Annotated in this window: 18 protein-coding genes; 10 read left to right on the top strand and 8 right to left on the bottom strand. The window is 66.2% G+C overall.

Annotated features, from left to right (window positions below):
• Positions 1 to 45 precede the first annotated feature (45 nt).
• From EU800_RS08825 to EU800_RS08810, 4 genes are all read right to left on the bottom strand, one after another.
• The gene (locus EU800_RS08825) at positions 46 to 1,518 is read right to left on the bottom strand and encodes a TadE/TadG family type IV pilus assembly protein (protein ID WP_129630671.1); all 1,473 of its coding nucleotides are present in this window, start codon (positions 1,516 to 1,518) and stop codon (positions 46 to 48) included.
• On the bottom strand, positions 1,518 to 1,907 hold the full coding sequence (locus EU800_RS08820; protein WP_129630669.1) for a TadE/TadG family type IV pilus assembly protein: 390 nt from the start codon (positions 1,905 to 1,907) through the stop codon (positions 1,518 to 1,520). Before EU800_RS08820 ends, EU800_RS08825 begins: the two co-directional genes overlap by 1 nt.
• Positions 1,908 to 2,090: 183 nt before the next feature.
• A complete protein-coding gene (locus tag EU800_RS08815; RefSeq protein ID WP_129630667.1) occupies positions 2,091 to 2,693 on the bottom strand; it encodes a lysozyme inhibitor LprI family protein in 603 nt (200 codons plus the stop codon).
• A gap of 63 nt (positions 2,694 to 2,756) precedes the next feature.
• Positions 2,757 to 3,401, bottom strand: a complete 645-nt coding sequence (locus tag EU800_RS08810) for a DUF1638 domain-containing protein (protein ID WP_129630826.1) — start codon at positions 3,399 to 3,401, stop codon at positions 2,757 to 2,759.
• A gap of 259 nt (positions 3,402 to 3,660) precedes the next feature.
• On the opposite strand from EU800_RS08810, the gene yajC reads away from it, so the two are divergent.
• The 9 genes from yajC to EU800_RS08765 all read left to right on the top strand — a co-directional run bounded on the left by yajC (position 3,661) and on the right by EU800_RS08765 (position 10,226).
• On the top strand, positions 3,661 to 3,990 hold the full coding sequence (gene yajC, locus EU800_RS08805; RefSeq protein ID WP_129630665.1) for a preprotein translocase subunit YajC: 330 nt from the start codon (positions 3,661 to 3,663) through the stop codon (positions 3,988 to 3,990).
• Between the two features lie 32 nt (positions 3,991 to 4,022).
• On the top strand, positions 4,023 to 5,684 hold the full coding sequence (gene secD, locus EU800_RS08800) for a protein translocase subunit SecD (protein ID WP_129630663.1): 1,662 nt from the start codon (positions 4,023 to 4,025) through the stop codon (positions 5,682 to 5,684).
• Between the two features lies 1 nt (position 5,685).
• A complete protein-coding gene (gene secF, locus EU800_RS08795; RefSeq protein WP_129630661.1) occupies positions 5,686 to 6,654 on the top strand; it encodes a protein translocase subunit SecF in 969 nt (322 codons plus the stop codon).
• A 25-nt stretch (positions 6,655 to 6,679) separates the two neighbouring features.
• The gene (locus tag EU800_RS08790; RefSeq protein WP_129630659.1) at positions 6,680 to 7,069 is read left to right on the top strand and encodes an Mth938-like domain-containing protein; all 390 of its coding nucleotides are present in this window, start codon (positions 6,680 to 6,682) and stop codon (positions 7,067 to 7,069) included.
• 348 nt (positions 7,070 to 7,417) lie between these two features.
• A complete protein-coding gene (gene ccmA / locus EU800_RS08785) occupies positions 7,418 to 8,038 on the top strand; it encodes a heme ABC exporter ATP-binding protein CcmA (RefSeq protein ID WP_129630657.1) in 621 nt (206 codons plus the stop codon).
• Positions 8,035 to 8,691: a heme exporter protein CcmB gene (gene ccmB / locus EU800_RS08780; RefSeq protein ID WP_129630655.1), complete on the top strand. Its 657-nt coding sequence runs from the start codon at positions 8,035 to 8,037 to the stop codon at positions 8,689 to 8,691. The genes ccmA and ccmB overlap by 4 nt, the downstream gene beginning before the upstream one ends.
• A 56-nt stretch (positions 8,692 to 8,747) precedes the next feature.
• The gene (locus EU800_RS08775; protein ID WP_129630824.1) at positions 8,748 to 9,500 is read left to right on the top strand and encodes a heme ABC transporter permease; all 753 of its coding nucleotides are present in this window, start codon (positions 8,748 to 8,750) and stop codon (positions 9,498 to 9,500) included.
• Positions 9,497 to 9,679 carry a heme exporter protein CcmD gene (gene ccmD / locus EU800_RS08770; protein ID WP_165354600.1) on the top strand — a complete coding sequence of 61 codons (183 nt, stop codon included), beginning with the start codon at positions 9,497 to 9,499 and terminating at the stop codon, positions 9,677 to 9,679. The genes EU800_RS08775 and ccmD overlap by 4 nt, the downstream gene beginning before the upstream one ends.
• Positions 9,672 to 10,226 (top strand): DsbE family thiol:disulfide interchange protein, encoded by a 555-nt coding sequence (locus EU800_RS08765; RefSeq protein WP_129630653.1) that lies wholly within the window; start codon positions 9,672 to 9,674, stop codon positions 10,224 to 10,226. Before ccmD ends, EU800_RS08765 begins: the two co-directional genes overlap by 8 nt.
• 62 nt (positions 10,227 to 10,288) lie before the next feature.
• Here the strand turns inward: EU800_RS08765 and ilvN are convergent, their stop codons facing one another.
• The 4 genes from ilvN to EU800_RS08745 all read right to left on the bottom strand — a co-directional run bounded on the left by ilvN (position 10,289) and on the right by EU800_RS08745 (position 15,059).
• Positions 10,289 to 10,852, bottom strand: a complete 564-nt coding sequence (gene ilvN / locus EU800_RS08760; RefSeq protein ID WP_129630651.1) for an acetolactate synthase small subunit — start codon at positions 10,850 to 10,852, stop codon at positions 10,289 to 10,291.
• Positions 10,853 to 11,116: 264 nt separating this feature from the next.
• A complete protein-coding gene (locus tag EU800_RS08755; RefSeq protein WP_129630649.1) occupies positions 11,117 to 12,046 on the bottom strand; it encodes a class I fructose-bisphosphate aldolase in 930 nt (309 codons plus the stop codon).
• Between the two features lie 518 nt (positions 12,047 to 12,564).
• The gene (locus EU800_RS26755; protein ID WP_165354599.1) at positions 12,565 to 14,304 is read right to left on the bottom strand and encodes a hypothetical protein; all 1,740 of its coding nucleotides are present in this window, start codon (positions 14,302 to 14,304) and stop codon (positions 12,565 to 12,567) included.
• Between the two features lie 200 nt (positions 14,305 to 14,504).
• A complete protein-coding gene (locus EU800_RS08745) occupies positions 14,505 to 15,059 on the bottom strand; it encodes a YSC84-related protein (protein ID WP_165354602.1) in 555 nt (184 codons plus the stop codon).
• Between the two features lie 269 nt (positions 15,060 to 15,328).
• On the opposite strand from EU800_RS08745, the gene EU800_RS08740 reads away from it, so the two are divergent.
• The gene (locus EU800_RS08740) at positions 15,329 to 16,504 is read left to right on the top strand and encodes a glycosyltransferase (RefSeq protein ID WP_129630645.1); all 1,176 of its coding nucleotides are present in this window, start codon (positions 15,329 to 15,331) and stop codon (positions 16,502 to 16,504) included.
• Positions 16,505 to 16,534 lie beyond the last annotated feature (30 nt).

Below are 16,534 nucleotides of genomic sequence, written 5' to 3'. Positions count from 1 at the left end.
CGGCGCCGGGGTCGGTCCATACCCCGGCGCCGACGCCAGGGCGTCTCAACCGCCCATGGACACGACCTTGGTCACTTCGCTCGACTCGGGGTCGACGAGGCGCAGCAACTTTGCGACGGGAGTGAGGTAGTCGTCCTGGTTCGGGCAGGTCGAAAATCCGTGCTGCGAGGCGATCGACACCCGGCCGGTCGCCCAGATCGACAGGCCCATTGAGGTCGCCGAGGCCGAGGTGGCCGACGCGATGTCCACATTGCCATCGACGACCATCGTCAGGTTCGACATCACGAATTCGGCCGGTACGTTGACGTCGGAGAGCGCCATGACCCAGGTCCGCTCGCCTGCGCCGCAGGACAGAGAGGGGTCGGCCACGGTCACAGAAGAGCCGGATGTCACCGTCGCGGTGGCAAGCTCCCGCGTCGTCACGATGACCGACCCGATCAGCCGCGAGCCGTCCTGGAAGTCGAGGCTGCAATTGGTGACCAGGGCGACCTTCTCCATCTGCGCGGTCGTGCCGTTGAATGTCAGCCGGGTCTTCTCGCCGTTGCCGCCGGGCGAGCACTGCACGTTGTAGACCAGGCCATTGGGCAGGCGCTCCAGGCCGTGGAACTGGTCCGGGGTGAGGTTGATCACGGTGCCGACGGGAGGAGCGGTTTCGGTCGGGCCGATGATCCCGTCATCTCTCAACTCTTGCACATCTCCCAGGGCCACATCCTTGAAGAACTCGGTCTTCGCGGCCGAGCTCGCGCTGTTGAAATCGGCATAGGTGTCGAGGACCCACTGGCGAAGGTCAGGCAGGATCTGGTGGCTTTCGATCGGGTTGATGCCCGGGTTCGCCGATTCAACACATTTGTCTTCGCAAAGAGCGAGGTTGGGCATCGAGACCCAGGTGTTCTGTTCGAACTCGTTCTGCTGCGGCAGCCAGACATAGGACTCGGAGTGGAGGCAATAGCCCTCTCCGATCCTCGCCTGGGTCGTCAGCGTGACCTTGCCCCTGGCGTAGATGCCCTCGGTCGGCTTGCACTTGGCGTTGATGTCGAAGACCGCGACGCTGAGCGCTTCGGTCTCGAAAGCGCCGAGCCCGGCAAACTTGAGCAGGAAGGTATACATCGGGTTCTGGCGATCGCGCGATCGTTCGAGCCAGACCACGACAGCGTTGGGATCGACTGCGCTGTTATTGTCGAATTTCCGTGAGTAGGGGTCGTAATGGGCAAGCGCAACGTCGGTGCTGGTGTCGAGAACCTTGCCGAAGATGCCTCTGGGCAGATTGTCCTCGACTGCCTCCTGGACTGCGAGCTTCACCTCCGGCAGGCCGCCTCCCTTGGCAAGGGCGACCGCGCCCGCATGGGCGCCGATGTCGCTCGTGGCGGTGATCCGTGTCCGGTTCAGCCATGCATTGGTGGGGTCGAGCATGATCCCCAGAAGGGCGATGAAGGTCACGAGAGCGTAGATCGAGAAAATGGTTCCGCCGCCGAACTCGCTGCGGAGGAAGCGCCGAAGCAGAAGGCCGAAGCGGTGCATCAGATTGGCTCCATGGCATGGGTGACCGTGACGGTGATGTCATTGGACATGGCAAAGTCGAGCAGGCCGAACGGCGCCATTGCGGCAAGCGGCATGGTCATCTCGACCTGGACCTTGGCCGACGCGAAGGAAACGTCGACCGTGGGGACGGTCGCCTGCATGGTGGCGAGTTTCGCGGCATAGGCTTCGGCCGTGAGCTCGTCCATGCCGTAACGGGACACGATTCGCGCCGTCTCGCGGGACACCTGCCACATCCGGCTCTGGTTCATGAATGCCATCGTGGCATCGCCTGCAAGAACAAGCAGGAAAGCAAAGACAGGCAACCACATAACGAATTCGATGGAGAGAGACCCGGTCTCGTCTCTCCGGAACATCTGAAACCTGTTCATTTCTGTGACCTCGACTTGTGTTGAAGGAGGCAATTCCTTGTCTTCGCAGACAACCGAGGCGGGAAAGTGGCGGAGTTGCGTCACTTTTCAGGGAATCGCGCCAAACCGGGAAGGCGCGTCGCCATTGGCCAGGCTGCGCCGCCCGGTCACGCGCCCGCGGGCCGCTCGCCGGTAGACGGGCCGTTACTCTTCGGACGCGAGAACGCAGGTCACTTCGGTCCCGTCCGGATCAGGGCCGCGATAGCGCGCCGTGTCGCCCTTCATCCAGATCGAGCGGCCGAAGCTGCCCTCGTATTTCGCGCCCGACGCCGTGCGCACCAGCGTTCCGCTGTCGACGGACTCGCCGCTTTCGAAGCGCAGGCTCGGCAGCGTGGTGTCGAAGAACACCGTCACCACCTTCTCGGGTGGGGTGTCGCCGCAGGTCCAGACGGCCGTGCCGGTCGGCGCCTCGAGCATCCATTGCGTCACGAGCTCCGCCTCGCGGCGGAGATAGGAAGCCTCCACGCAGTCGCGCAGGTCCGTGGCCTGCCAGCAGGCGTCGCGGCCCTTGATCCAGCCACGCTGGACGGCGCGCAACTCGTCCGCCGCTGCCCCGTCGCCCGCCGCCGCTCGCGCGGCGGCATAGCGCCCGGCGACGCGCCGGTCCAGCGCGGCCAGGCCGTCATCGGAACAAATGAGTGTCTCGGTGGAGCTTCCGGCCTTCGTGCAGTCAAAGGAGGGTCCCTCCTGGGCCGCAGCGGCAGAGGCCGTCAGGAGAGCGAGAGCGATCGTCAGGGGCAGATGCATGGCGGACCTCGAAAATATTTTCTTTTCAGTATGATAACGACAGGATTTCTGCGCCGGTCCGGTTCATCCGGCCACTCCGGCCAGCGCCGGTTCGAGATCGCCATAGCCGGTCAGCCGGCGCTCATAGGCGAGCCCCAGCCGGTCGGCACAGGCCCGCGCCGTCGCGTCGAGCGCCGGGTCGTCTGTCTGCGCGAGATAGACCAGCCGGCGGTAATGCTTGAAATAGGTGTCGCGCAGTTCGGGGTAACGGTCGAGGCCGAGCGGCCGCCAGACGAAAGCGTCGAACTGCCGTGCGAGAAAATCGGTGAGATAGAAGCAGTCGATCTCGTCGCCGGTGCGGGCGGCAAAGGCGTCATTGCCCTCGAAGAAGGAATAGCAATGCGGGCCGGCGATCATCTCCACGCCATGGCGCGCGCAGGTCTCCGCAAGCTGCCCGCCGGTGCCGCAATCGGCATAGGCGACGAAGATCGTGCCATACTCGGCGCGCTTCGCCTCGATCAGCGCCGCGACCGCCGGGGCGATCTTCTCGGGGTGGTTGTGGTAGATCGCAGGCAGGCAGGTGAGGTCGAGATGGTCCCAGCCATTCGCATGCCGCAGCGCGAGGATCTCGCGCGCGATGGCGCCGCACCCGATGACGAGCACGCGGCCGGCCTGCCGCGTGGCAAGCGTCATGCCCTGATGGGTGAGTGTCGAATCGTCGGGTGTCACCGGGCGAGGATGCCGGTCGGCGCGGTCCGGCTCAAGGGGCGGTGCCACGGCGCACCGTGCCGCAGGAGCGCTGTCCCCGAGTTGGCCAGGTGAAGACCGGCGCCTTCCGGCTGCACTCACCGGCCGTCCCGGGGCGCGGCGCGGCACGATGCGCCGATCCCGCCCGGTCTCTCCTTGTCATTGCCGGCCCGCGCACATAGGTTCCGCGCAATTCCGAGGGCCCGCACGGGCCTGCATCCGACTCGAGGGGTATCTTTCCATGTTCGCAACGCCTGCCTACGCACAGGCCGCCGGAGGCGGCGCTGGTGGCGCCATCATGCAGTTCCTGCCGCTGATCCTGATCTTCGCGATCATGTATCTGCTGCTGATCCGTCCGCAGCAGAAAAAGGTGAAGGAGCACCAGAAGATGGTCTCCGAACTGCGCCGGGGCGACCAGATCGTGACCCAGGGTGGCATCATCGCCAAGGTCTCGAAGGTCAAGGACGATGGCGAACTGGAAGTCGAGATCGCCGACGGCACCAAGGTGCGCATCGTGCGCAACACCGTCGCCCAGGTGCTGAGCAAGACCGAGCCCGCCTCCGAGGGCTGAGGCCCGCTTCACGCTGAAGGGTCTTCCCTCACATGCTTCAGATTTCCACCTGGAAACGCGTCGTGATCTGGGGGTTCACCGCCCTCATCCTATTCATGGCGGTTCCGAACCTCTTCTACGGCCGGGTCGAGAGCCACAACGACGCGATCAAGCAGATCGACGCTGCAGGCGAGACGCCGGAGCTCGCGGCAGCCGCCGCCGGCTGGCCCTCCTGGATGCCGTCTGGTCTCGTCAATCTCGGTCTCGACCTGCGCGGCGGCGCCTATCTGCTCGCTGACGTCCAGGTCGCGGATGTCTATGCAGACCGGATGAACGGCTACTGGCCGGAGGTCCGCGACGTGCTGCGCGAGAAGCGCGACACGGTGGGCTCGATCCGCCGCGTCGATGGCCCGGCCGACGAGCTGCATGTGCGCATTGCCAATCCCGAGGCGATGGCCGAGGCGATCGCGGCGGTCCGCGAGATCTCCCGCCCGATCGTGAGCATCGCCGGCGCGGGGTCGAACGACATCGAGGTCCGGGGGCAGGGGGACGTCCTCATCGTCTCCCTTTCGGACGCGGAAAAGACCGCAACCGACGACCGCACCCTGCGCCAGTCGCTTGAGATCGTCCGCCGCCGGGTCGACGAGGCGGGCACCCGCGAGCCCTCGATCCAGCGCCAGGGCGAGACGCGGATCATCATCCAGGTGCCCGGCCTCGGCTCGGCGCAGGAGCTCAAGGACCTGATCGGCCAGACCGCGAAGCTCACCTTCCACGGCGTCGTGTCTCGCACGTCCGATGCCACGGCCGAGCCCGGCCCGCGCAACTTCATCGCCCCGTCGATGAACGAGGCGGGCACCTACTACATTCTCGAGTCGGACTACGTCGTCTCCGGCGAGGACCTGACCGACGCCCAGCCGAGCTTCGACCAGAACGGCCGGCCGGCGGTGAGTTTCCGCTTCGACCCAACCGGCGCGCGCAAGTTCGGCGACTATACCGCCGAGAATATCGGCTCGCCCTTCGCCATCGTGCTCGACAACGAGGTGATCTCGGCGCCGACGATCCAGGACCACATCGCCGGCGGCTCGGGCATCATCACCGGCAATTTCACCATCGAGGAATCGACACAGCTTGCCGTGCTGCTGCGCGCCGGCGCGCTGCCCGCCGAGATGACCTTCCTTCAGGAACGGACCATCGGGCCGGAACTCGGCCAGGACAGCATCGAGGCCGGGCGCGTCGCCACCCTCGTCGCCTTCGTCGCGGTGCTGGTCTTCATGGCGCTCTCCTACGGGCTCTTCGGCCTCTTCGCCAATATCGCGCTGATCATCAACGTTGGGCTGATCTTCGGCCTCCTGTCGATCATCGGCGCCACGCTGACCCTGCCCGGCATCGCCGGCATCGTGCTCACCATCGGTATGGCCGTCGACGCCAACGTGCTGGTCTTCGAGCGCATCCGCGAGGAGCTCAAGACCGCCCGCGGTCCGTCGCGGGCGATCGAGCTCGGCTACGAGAAGGCGCTCTCGGCGATCCTCGACGCCAACATCACCACCTTCATCACCGCCGCGATCCTGTTCGCGCTCGGCTCGGGTCCCGTCCGCGGATTCGCCGTCACCCTCGGCCTCGGCATCCTCACCTCGGTCTTCTGCGCGATCTACATCACGCGGCTCCTGATCGTGAGCTGGTTCGAGCGCCGGCGCCCGAAAACCATCGAGGTCTGAGATGCGACTGAAACTCGTCCCCAGCGAAACCAACTGGGATTTCTTCAAGCGCTGGCACCTCACCTTCGGCGCCTCGGCGCTGGCGATGGTCGCCTCGGTGGTGCTGTTCTTCGCCGTCGGGCTCAATTTCGGCATCGACTTTCTCGGCGGCACGACGATCCGGACCGAGTCGACCCAGGCTGTCGATGTCGGCGCCTACCGGCAGGCGATCGCGCCGCTCGATCTCGGCGACGTCTCGATCACCGAGGTGTTCGACGCGTCGTTCGACGCCGACCAGCACGTGGCACAGATCCGCATCCAGCAGCAGGAAGGCCACGAGGCGATCACCGAGGAGACGATTTCGGCGCTCGAATCCGCCCTTAAGGCGATCGACCCGGCAATCACCTTTCCCTCGGTCGAAAGCGTCGGCCCGAAGGTCTCCGGCGAGCTGATCCGGACCGCCATAGAGGCGGTAGTGCTCGCCATCGCGGCGGTGCTCTTCTACATCTGGCTCCGCTTCGAGTGGCAGTTCTCGATCGGCGCGGTGGCGGCCCTCATCCATGACGTGACCCTGACGATCGGCATCTTCTGCCTGCTTCAGATCCGCTTCGACCTGACGATCATCGCCGCGCTGCTGACCATCGTCGGCTATTCGATCAACGACACCGTGATCGTCTTCGACCGGGTGCGGGAGAACCTGCGGCGCTACAAGCAGAAAGCTTTGACGGACGTGCTCAACATCTCGATCAACGAGACCATGAGCCGGACGGTCATGACCTCGGGCACCACGCTCCTGGCGCTCGTCGCGCTCTACGTGCTCGGCGGCGACGTGATCCGCGGCTTCGTCTTCGCGATGATCTGGGGCATCGTGGTCGGCACCTATTCCTCGATCTTCGTCGCCTCGCCGATCCTGCTCTGGCTCGGCGTCAAGCGCGACTGGTCCAAGCCCAGCCAGGGTGGCGGCACGCAATACGCAAATATCGATGCTTGATCGCGGCTGAGCTCCGGGAGGGGCCATGGATCTCGAACAGGTCACCTATGAGGACGGCACGCCGTTCGACAGCTACGGCCCCGGCTTCTTCCGCCTCGGTGGCGAAGTCCATTCGGGCAGCCTCGTCGTCTCGCGCTCCGGCATCCATGCCTGGGGCGGGTTCGCGGATGTCGATGCGATCATGGCGCTGGCCGGCGAGATCGATTTCGTCCTGATCGGCACCGGCCCGGAAATGGTCCCGATCCCGACTGCGATGCGGACGGCGCTCGAAAGCGCCGGGATCGGCGTCGAGCTGATGTCCACCGCCTCCGCCTGCCGCACCTACAACGTGCTGCTCGCGGAGAGCCGGCGTCTCGCCGCGGCGGTGCTGGCGCTGCCGGTGGAGGGAGCGGGGCCCGATACGGGCTCCGGTTGATCTGTCCCGAAGAAGGTTGCCATTGGCCCGGAGCAAGTGTTCGAGCCTCTCACCTGGGCGCGAAGAAGTGGCCGTAGGCCGCCGCGCCATCGTCGCGCCGCGGCCCGGCGATGGCGCGGCTCCGCACTCTGCCGCGGACCTCGGTCGGCTGAAGGGACAAGGTCGAAAAGACCGCAGTTTCGTGGGTAAAGGAGAAAGCGCATGCGCCTTCCGGATCATCCATCCGCCTCGTCCGGGGAATGGGCTGCGGTGGACGCCTATTTCACGGACGTCCTGGCGCGCGTGACCGTCGCTTGAGAACGCCCTTTCGGCTTTCCCGCCCCCGGTGCCTGCGCTAGACCGGCCGTCATGGAAATGAATGTGACCGATCTGGCCTGCACCCGCGGCGGCATGCGCGTCCTCGAAGGGGTGAGTTTCGACGTCCCCTCCGGCCGGGCTCTGGTACTGCGCGGCCCCAACGGGATCGGCAAGACGACGCTCCTGAGGACGCTCGCCGGGTTGCAGCCGGCCGATGCGGGAAGCGTCACGCCCGGGCCGGAGGCGATAGCCTATGCCAGCCATGCCGACGGCAACAAGGCGGTACTGACGGTGGCCGAGAACCTTACCTTCTGGGCGCGGCTGCACGGGACGTCCGACATCCGGCCGGCGCTCCGCGACTTCAACCTCGAGGCGCTGGAGACCCGCCCCGCGGGCAGCCTCTCGGCCGGGCAGAAGCGGCGGCTGGGCCTGGCGCGGATGGCGGTGACCGGGCGGCCGATCTGGCTGTTCGACGAACCGACCGTGTCGCTCGACACCGACTCGGTGGCGCTTTTCGCCGCCGCCGTCGACCGTCATCTCGGGGCCGGGGGCAGCGCCATCGTCGCCACCCATATCGACCTCGGGCTGGAAGGCGAGACCCTCGAACTTGCGCCCTTCCGGGCCGAGGCGCCAGAGGATCACCACGACGCCTTCCACGAGGCTTTCCTGTGATCGCGCTGCTGAAGCGTGACCTCGCGCTGTCGGTGCGCGCCGGCGGCGGCTTCGGCCTGGCGCTCGCCTTCTTCCTGATCGTGGTGACACTGACACCCTTCGCCGTCGGCCCCGATTCCGGCACGCTGTCGCCCATCGCCGCCGGCATCCTCTGGCTCGGCGCGCTGCTCTCCTGCCTCCTCTCCCTCGACCGGATCCTCGCGCTCGATTTCGAGGACGGTGCGCTGGAACTGCTCGCCACCGCCCCGATCCCGCTCGAAGGCGTGGCGACCGTGAAGGCGCTGGCGCACTGGCTGACCACCGGTCTGCCGCTCACCCTCGCCGCGCCAGCGCTCGGTGTCCTGCTGAACCTGCCCGAGCCGGGTTTCAAATGGCTGACGCTGTCGCTGGCCATCGGCACGCCGGCGCTCTCGGTCATCGGCACGTTCGGCGCGGCGCTGACGGTCGGGCTCAAGCGCGGCGGGCTGCTCCTGTCGCTGATCGTTCTGCCGCTCTATGTGCCGACGCTGATCTTCGGCGCGGAAGTCGCCCGCCGCGGCGCGCAGGGAATGCCGCTCGAAACGCCGCTGGCGCTGCTCGGCGGCATCACGCTGGCCACGCTGGCGCTGCTGCCTTTCGCCTCGGCTGCGGCAATCCGCATCAACCTGCGCTGACATTCGGCAACCGAGATACGTTGAGCGCGCCGCAAGGAACGATTACCTTCCCCGCCATGTCTGAAAAGCTGCCTCGCCCCAGCTCGCTCTGGGAATATGCCAATCCCCGCCGTTTCATGGCGCTCTCGGGCGCCACGCTGCCCTTCGTGGCGGCCGGCACCACCGTGGCGTTGATCGTCGGGCTGGCCTGGGGATTCTTCTTCACGCCGGACGACTACCGCCAGGGCTCGACGGTGAAGATCATCTATCTCCACGTCCCCTCGGCGATGGTCGCGATCAATGCCTGGTTGATGATGCTTGTGGCCTCGCTGATCTGGCTTATCCGGCGGCACCACGTCTCGGCGCTCGCCGCCAAGGCCGCCGCGCCCGTGGGGGCGACGATGACGATGATCGCGCTGGCCACCGGCGCGATCTGGGGCCAACCGATGTGGGGCGCCTGGTGGGCCTGGGATCCGCGGCTCACCTCCTTCCTCGTCCTCTTCCTGTTCTATCTCGGCTACATGGCGCTCTGGGCGGCGATCGAGAACGACGACACCGCGGCGGATCTCACCGCCGTTCTCTGCATCGTCGGGTCTGTCTTCGCGGTGCTCTCGCGCTACGCGCTGGTGTTCTGGAACCAGGGGCTGCACCAGGGGGCGTCGCTCTCGCTCGACAAGGAAGAGAACGTGTCGGACGTGTTCTACTGGCCGCTCCTGATCTGCCTCGCCGGCTTCGTCGGCTTCTTCGTGCTGCTGATCCTGATCCGCACCCGGACGGAGGTGCGCGCGCGCCGGATGAAGGCGCTGCAGGCGCGGGAGCGGATGACATGATGCCCGATCTCGGCAAATACGCCGTCGAGGTGCTCTCGGCCTATGCGGTCACGATCGCGTTGATGCTCGCGCTTCTGCTTCTCTCGCTGCGTCAGTCTGCTAAAACCCGTTCTGCCCTGCGTGAGGTCGAGGCGGCCCGGCAGGCGAAAGCGACCGCGAAAGGCAAGGCCGATGGCTGAGGCGAAAAAGAAGATCTCCTTCATGTTGATCCTGCCGCCGCTGATATTTCTCAGCGTGGCGGCGCTGTTCTTCCTCGGAATGCAACGGGACGATCCGAACGCGCTTCCCTCCGAGTTCATCGGCAAGCCGGCGCCTGCGCTGGATCTGGTGGAATTCGCGGGCAGGCCGATGCTGACCGACGAAGCGCTGCGCACGGGCGAGGTCACCCTGGTGAATTTCTGGGCGAGCTGGTGCGCGCCCTGCCGGGCCGAGCACCCGCAGTTGATGAAGCTCGCCGAGGAGGGAATCGCGCTCCACGGCGTGAACTACAAGGATACCGAAGAGAAAGGGCGCGCCTTCCTCGACGGTCTCGGCGATCCCTTCACGCTCTCGGGTGCGGACCCGACGGGCCGGACGGGGATCGACTGGGGAGTCTATGGCAGCCCCGAAACCTTCGTGATCGACGGGCAGGGGCGGATCGTGCTGCGCTTCGCCGGCCCGATCACGACATCGGTTCTGGAAAGCAAGATCCGACCGGCAATCGCGAAAGCGGCCGCGGGCAGCTGAGGCAGGGGGCCGCGAAGGCGATCGCGGCGGCGTTCCCCGCCGCGCCGCCTCCCTGATCCGGCTTAGTCCGACCCGCGGGTCAGCGCGGCGACGCCGGTCCGGGCGATCTCGACGAGACCCAGCGGGCGCATCAGCTCGGCAAAGGCGTCGATCTTCTCCGGCGCCCCGGCAATCGAGAAGATGAAACTCTCCAGCGTCGAATCCACCGCATTGGCCCGGAAGATATCCGCAAGCCGCAGCGCCTCGACCCGCTTCTCGCCCGAGCCCGCGACCTTCAGCAGCGCCAGCTCGCGCTCGACCGAGGGCCCCTCGATCGTCAGGTCGTGGACCTCGTAGACCGGCACCATCCGTCCAAGCTGCGCCTTGATCTGCTCGATCACCTCGGGCGTGCCGGTGGTGACGATGGTGATCCGCGAGCGGTGACCGGTATGGTCGACCTCGGCCACGGTGAGGCTCTCGATATTGTAGCCGCGCCCCGAGAAAAGCCCGATCACGCGCGCCAATACACCGGCCTCGTTGTCCACCACCACGGCAAGCGTGTGGGTCTCGATGACCTCCGCATTCGGGTTGCGCAGATCATAGGCCGAATGTTTCGACGAGCCTTGCTCGATCTTGAGGGCGGACATGGGCATTCCTCGTTCTTGGCGCGCGAATTCGCGATTGCGCCGCCTTGCATACAACACCCCGCCGGGCCGGGAAAGGATAATTCCGCCGCAGGCGGCAGGGCCACACCGGCCCCCTGTCCGCGCCGCTTCCGCCCGCCGGGGCCTCATGCAAGTGATGCCTTCCCTCGCCCGGCAACACCGCGCGCCACATCCGGCACGAAAAGGGGCCCCGCACAGTCCTGCGGGGCCCCGTGTACGTCGTCCCGGGATCCGGGCGGGAAAGGATCAGGCCTTGCCCTTGTAGATGTCGATCAGGTTGGAGAAGAGCTTCAGGGCGTCTTCGCGCGAGCGCTGGAAGGCGTTCCGGCCGAGGATCGAACCGTTGCCGCCGCCGTCGCGGATCGCGCGGGCGTCGTCATAGACGGCGTCGGAGCCCTTGGCGGCACCGCCGGAGAAGATCACGATGCGCTTGCCGGCAAAGCAGGCGTCGACGCAATGCTTGACGCGGGCGGCCTGGGTCGAGATGTCGACACCGGTCTGCTCGATCACCTTGCGCGCCTCGTCCTGCATGATGTGGTCGGTCGGCAGCTTGATCTTGACGATATGGGCGCCGAGCAGGCAGGCCATGTGGGCGGCGTAGCTGTCCACGTCGATCGCGGTTTCGCCCTCCTTCGTGATGCCTTCGCCGCGCGGGTAGGACCAGATCACGGTCGGCAGGCCCTTGGAGGCGGCTTCCTTGCGCATCTCCACGATCTCTTCGAACATGTCGAACATCGCGTCCGAGCCCGGGTAGATCGTGAAGCCGATGGCCGATGCGCCAATGCGCAGCGCGTCGTCCACGGAGGCGGTCACGGCCTGGTCCTTGGCGGCGGTGCCGGACATCAGCGAGTTGGCGGAGTTCATCTTGCAGATCGTCGGGATCTGGCCGGCAAAGGTGTCCGATCCGGCTTCGAGCGAGGCGAGCGGCGCGGCATAGGCGTTCAGCCCGGCGTCGATGGCGAGCTGGTAGTGGTAATGCGGGTCATAGCCGGCGGGGTTCGGGCCGAACGAGCGCAGAGCGCCATGCTCGAAGCCCTGGTCGACGGGCAGGACGATCATCTTGCCGGTTCCGCCGAGCTTGCCGGTCATCAGCATGCGGCAGAGGTTGGCCTTCACGCCGGGAGTCTCGCCTTCGTAATTGGCGAGGATCTTTTGAACGGCACGTGTGGCTTTCATGGAATCGATCCCTGTGATTGTGGATTGTGCCTGCGGGTTAGGAAAGCACGCCCCTCCACGCAAGCGGGATTGCCGAAAAAGGACGCCAAGTCGCAGTGTGAGCGCTTTGAAACGGCGTTTGAGAGCGATATTTCGCTGTTTTGGGCGGATGACGCGGCTCGGGTATTCCGCAAGCGCATGGCCGTGGCATGTGGGGGGCCGATACGGAGTCCGGTTGATCCGTTCCGATATCGGACAAGTCGTTGCCGTCCGGCTGAACTCCACCAACGCCGGGTGCGGAGCCGCGCCATCGACGGGCCGCGGCGCGGCGATCCGGCGGTGGGATGAAGCGGTTTATCGTGCGGTTTCCGAAAAAGCTCGGAATGATGCGCTGGCTGCACCGTATCGCCGGGCCGTGGGGGCGGCCCGGCGATGGCGCGGCGGCCTTGCGGCCGCTGCCCCGCGCCATGGAGCCAGGCTCGAACCCCTGCCTAGAGCCGATGCCGGCCTGTTTTGGAACCGATCAGCCGGAGTCTGTGTCACTCGTCGCCGTCGCGCGCCGCCAGTGCCGCGATGATCTCCTGCCGCAGCCGGGTCGCCTTTTCGTGCCGGTAAGCCATATGCGCCGGATCATAGACCCGCAGCGCCGCCTCGACATGCCCGAGCGCCGCCTGCAAATGTGCGCGCGGTGCCGCCACCGTCTCGTTCTCGGCCAGCGCCTTTTCTGCGATCGCCATGTTCTCCTGTGTCATCGCCCAACTCACCGGATGCGCCGCCTCGGTGAAGACGCGCAATGCCGCGCGATAAGTCGCAACTGCCTCGGCGATCCACTGTGCGCCGTCCTCACCGCGGATCCGGTTTCCGTGAGCAGCGAGGGCGTTGGCGAGGTTGTTCTGCGTCATCGCCCAGTCCACCGAATGCGCCGCTTCGGTGCGGACGCGCAACGCCGCGCGATAGGTCGCGATCGCTTCAGCGAGCAAACGCAAGCCCGTCTCCCCGCCGGTGCGGCTTCCCTGTTGGCGGAGAGCGTTGGCGAGGTTGTTCTTCGTCGTCGCCGAGAGCACCGGATGCGAAGCCTCGGTGTGGACGCGCAGCGCTGCGCGAATGGCCGCGACCGCCTCGTCGAGCAGCCGCGCGCTGTCCTCCCCGCCCGTACGGTTGCCCAGATCTTGCAGTGAAATGGCCAGTGCGTTTTGAGCATGAGCACAAAGCTCCCGCTCCTCCGCTTCTGGGCAGGCCGCGATCACCCAACGGGCCATTCGTGCCGCGAACGCCATCCCCGGCCCGCCATAGCGCAGCCCGTGATCATAGAGCACCTTCACGTAAAGCAGCCGCCGCCGCGCCGGTTCCAGTGGATCGACCGGTCGGAATGAGTCCGCCGCCGCCGAGAGCAGCTCGAACGCCTGTTCCACCCGCCCACGCAGCAGCGCGTTGTCGGCCCGAAGCTCGGCCGAGCGTGCCGCCTCGTCCAGCTCGATCGCATGCGCCGCCGAAAGCAGTTCCTCGACCTCGTCGAACCGCAACGCCTCCGCCGCTGCTTGCGCCGCCGCCTTGATATTGGAGAGCCGCTGATACTGCCCCGGTAGCGCGTCGATCTCCGCCTTCAGTCGCCGATGCTCCTCCGCCTTCAACGTCAGCAGCTCACGCAGTTCGGCGTCCTTCAGCGCATGCGGACGCTCGATCTCGAAGACCAGCGCGAGGGTCACCAGATCGCTCCGCCGCAGCTCCCGCAGTTCGTCCAGCGACTTTGCGAGAGAGCCATAGGTTTCCGACAGATGCGCGAGGCTTTCCGCCGTCTCCCTTAGCTGCGCCAGCACCGCCCGCTGAAAGGCCGGGGCCAGTTGCCCGCTCAGCGCCGGGTCGTCCAGCAACTCGTCGAGGATCGGAGTGACGATGTCGCGGAAGGCGTCCCGGTTGGCGGGCAGCCGGTGTTCCCGGTCCGTGAGCCGCCCGAGCATGGCCTCGACCAGGTCCCCGGCCTCCATCCCTCTGTCGATGATCTCCCTCGGCGCGGGCATGCTGGCCTCGATCATCTGCGGCAGCAGTGCGCGAACGTCGTCGCTCAGCTCAGGCGATTCCAAAGCTTCCTTCAGCCGTGTCTCGACGCGCGCTGCGATAGGCCGCGCTTCCTTCGGCAATTGCCGGATCAGTTCGCGCAGCGACAGGTAGCCGGTTGCCGCGGCGCCAACTCCCGCCAACACGCCGGTCGGCATTGCCAGCGTTCTGAGGCTGACCAGCACAGTCGCCGCATGTGCAATCTTGTCGGAACCGGCCAGCATCGCGCCTCACCCCTTAACCCACGGCAAGGGTAGTCGCAAAATCGGTCGAAACCATAGGCCGAACCGACCGGAAAAGCGGTCGAGACTGCCGTTTCAGCCGACAGGCGGCCTCCAGAACATGTGAAACGACCGGATTTCCGGTCGTTTCATACGCATTTTGGGTCGATGCCGACCCCGGTTTCGGTCAATAGGACCGGAAATCAGGGGATGATCCGGCGATATTTCGTCCCGCCCAGCGTCGCGCCCGCGATCAGCCCCGCCTGGGCAAAGACCAGCGCAATCACCGGCTCGAGCGTCGTGAGCGTCTCGGCCGAGAGGTTGCCGCCCTGGTCCACCAGCGCGTATTCCGCGTCCGCCCCGACCGACCAGCCATGCGAGGTCCGGAAGCTCTCCAGCGCCTCGGGGGTCATGAAAAACAGGGCGTGGGCGTATTGCTGCGCGCCGATCTGCAACCCGACATTGGCCTGCAGGGCCTCGTAATAGTCCACCGTCGTGTTGTTGATCCGGAGCGCCCCGGTGCCGTAGCTGCCGCCGACCCAGAACCCTGCCTTGGTGATCAGCGGCATGTAGAGCACGCCCGCGGCCTTCTGCTCAAGCTCGGCGGTTCCCGGATAAGTCGAGAAAAGGAAGCTGCGCGTCGCGTCGACCCGCTGGTCGATCCTGTAGCCGCCGCTGGAATTGACCCCGTTGGCGCAGCCCGCGAGCGCGGCCGTGCCGGCGGTGACGAGAAAACCGCGGCGGGTGAAGTTGGAAATCTGGTCCATGAGTCTGCCCCTGGAATTGCCTGTAACGCCTCGTGCCCGGCGCTCTTCGGCCGGTTGCGACACAACATACGCTGTTCTTCGGAAGGTGTCACGCAATCGCTTGCCCTGTTCGGTCCGACCGGCGGGGCGCCGCCACAGTCCGGACCGGCCCGCATCGCGCAGGCCGCGGTTGCCAAGACCGGGGAAATTTGCGCAGGTTGCCTCACGTTGGGTTTATGGAATTTGAAACGAATGAATCGCGCAGGACGAGGCAGGACCAGATGTCAGCGGACCCGGTGAAGGCACTTCTGCGGCAGGTTTCGGCGCATCGCGGCCGAAGGGTCGTGCGCGAGCTTCATGACCGTTTCTTTGGGCGTCCGTTCGGGCCCGGAGCCGGCCGGCGGCTGCTGATCCTGTTCGAACAGAGCCGGATCGCCTATGCCTCGGTCTATCCCTTCCTGTCGTATTCCCGCCTGTTCCGGGAGCGTCACGGCGTCGAAATCCGGCTTCTAAGCACCGACCAAGCCATCGCCTCCGGCCCGCCCGCTGGCTTGTCCGACTGCACCCATGTTCTCGCACAATCCTGGCTGACAGATCCGCCGGAACGGCATGCCAGCCTCGCGCAGCTGCTCGCCGGGCTGCCGGCAGAGACCGTTACCGCCTATCTCGACAGCTCGGCCAATATCGACATCCGGCTTGCCGCGACCTTTCCCGATGTCGATTTCTACTTCAAGAAATCGCTGCTAGCCGATCCGGCCGAGCACCTGCGCGCGACCTACGGCCACACCAACCTCACCGAGTACTACGGCCGGCTCCACGACTGCCCGCAGGAGCCGACCGACTGGTACATCCCGGACGCGATCCTGCCGCGGCTGCGTCTCGCTCCGAATTTCCTGACCGCGCCATATCTGGAGGCGTTGCTGCTCGATACACAGCCACCGGGGCAGGGCAAACGGGACATCGACATCCACGCAAGGCTCGGCGGCGTGCAGAAGAAGGGCTGGTACGGAGAGATGCGCCGGCATGGTATGGCGGCGGTGGAACGGCTCGGGCCTCTCGCCGTCGCCAGTGGGACGGGGATCTCCTCACGGGCTTTCATGTCCGAGCTGCGGCGCTCGAAGATCTGTTTCAGCCCGTTCGGCTACGGAGAGATCGCGTGGCGGGACATCGAGGCGATTGCCGCCGGCGCGGTGCTGCTGAAGCCCGACATGTCGCATCTGCGAACCGCCCCCGACCTGTTCCGGGACGACGAGAGCTATGTCGCCTGCCGCTGGGATTTCTCGGATCTTCCCGAGGTCGTGGGCGCCCTTCTCGACGATGCGCCGCGGCGCGACCGGATAGCGCGGCGTGCCTGGCAGATCGCGCATGATTATCTCGCCAGCGGCGGACCGGTGGACACCTATGGCGAGATTTTCTCGCCGCGTCCCGCTAAGGAGCAAGGTTCCCGTTCCGGCTAGCCGTGGCGAATTGGTGCGGGCGTGATGCCA

Origin of the sequence: Tropicimonas sp. IMCC6043, assembly GCF_004146235.1 — a bacterium.
In the GTDB taxonomy this organism is placed as follows: domain Bacteria; phylum Pseudomonadota; class Alphaproteobacteria; order Rhodobacterales; family Rhodobacteraceae; genus Tropicimonas.
Note: the sequence above shows the minus strand (reverse complement) of the source record. Positions and strands in the feature narration are given on the sequence as shown.

Excerpts from the sequence above, each read along its gene's own strand:
- EU800_RS08765 (WP_129630653.1), top strand. The coding sequence starts at position 9,672 with ATGGCTGAGGCGAAAAAGAAGATCTCCTTCATGTTGATCCTGCCGCCG.
- ccmA (WP_129630657.1), top strand. The coding sequence starts at position 7,418 with ATGGAAATGAATGTGACCGATCTGGCCTGCACCCGCGGCGGCATGCGC.
- EU800_RS08740 (WP_129630645.1), top strand. The coding sequence starts at position 15,329 with ATGTCAGCGGACCCGGTGAAGGCACTTCTGCGGCAGGTTTCGGCGCAT.
- secD (WP_129630663.1), top strand. The coding sequence starts at position 4,023 with ATGCTTCAGATTTCCACCTGGAAACGCGTCGTGATCTGGGGGTTCACC.
- secF (WP_129630661.1), top strand. The coding sequence starts at position 5,686 with ATGCGACTGAAACTCGTCCCCAGCGAAACCAACTGGGATTTCTTCAAG.
- EU800_RS26755 (WP_165354599.1), bottom strand. The coding sequence starts at position 14,304 with ATGCTGGCCGGTTCCGACAAGATTGCACATGCGGCGACTGTGCTGGTC.
- EU800_RS08820 (WP_129630669.1), bottom strand. The coding sequence starts at position 1,907 with ATGAACAGGTTTCAGATGTTCCGGAGAGACGAGACCGGGTCTCTCTCC.
- EU800_RS08790 (WP_129630659.1), top strand. The coding sequence starts at position 6,680 with ATGGATCTCGAACAGGTCACCTATGAGGACGGCACGCCGTTCGACAGC.
- EU800_RS08815 (WP_129630667.1), bottom strand. The coding sequence starts at position 2,693 with ATGCATCTGCCCCTGACGATCGCTCTCGCTCTCCTGACGGCCTCTGCC.
- ccmD (WP_165354600.1), top strand. The coding sequence starts at position 9,497 with ATGATGCCCGATCTCGGCAAATACGCCGTCGAGGTGCTCTCGGCCTAT.
- EU800_RS08825 (WP_129630671.1), bottom strand. The coding sequence starts at position 1,518 with ATGCACCGCTTCGGCCTTCTGCTTCGGCGCTTCCTCCGCAGCGAGTTC.
- EU800_RS08755 (WP_129630649.1), bottom strand. The coding sequence starts at position 12,046 with ATGAAAGCCACACGTGCCGTTCAAAAGATCCTCGCCAATTACGAAGGC.
- yajC (WP_129630665.1), top strand. The coding sequence starts at position 3,661 with ATGTTCGCAACGCCTGCCTACGCACAGGCCGCCGGAGGCGGCGCTGGT.
- EU800_RS08775 (WP_129630824.1), top strand. The coding sequence starts at position 8,748 with ATGTCTGAAAAGCTGCCTCGCCCCAGCTCGCTCTGGGAATATGCCAAT.
- ilvN (WP_129630651.1), bottom strand. The coding sequence starts at position 10,852 with ATGTCCGCCCTCAAGATCGAGCAAGGCTCGTCGAAACATTCGGCCTAT.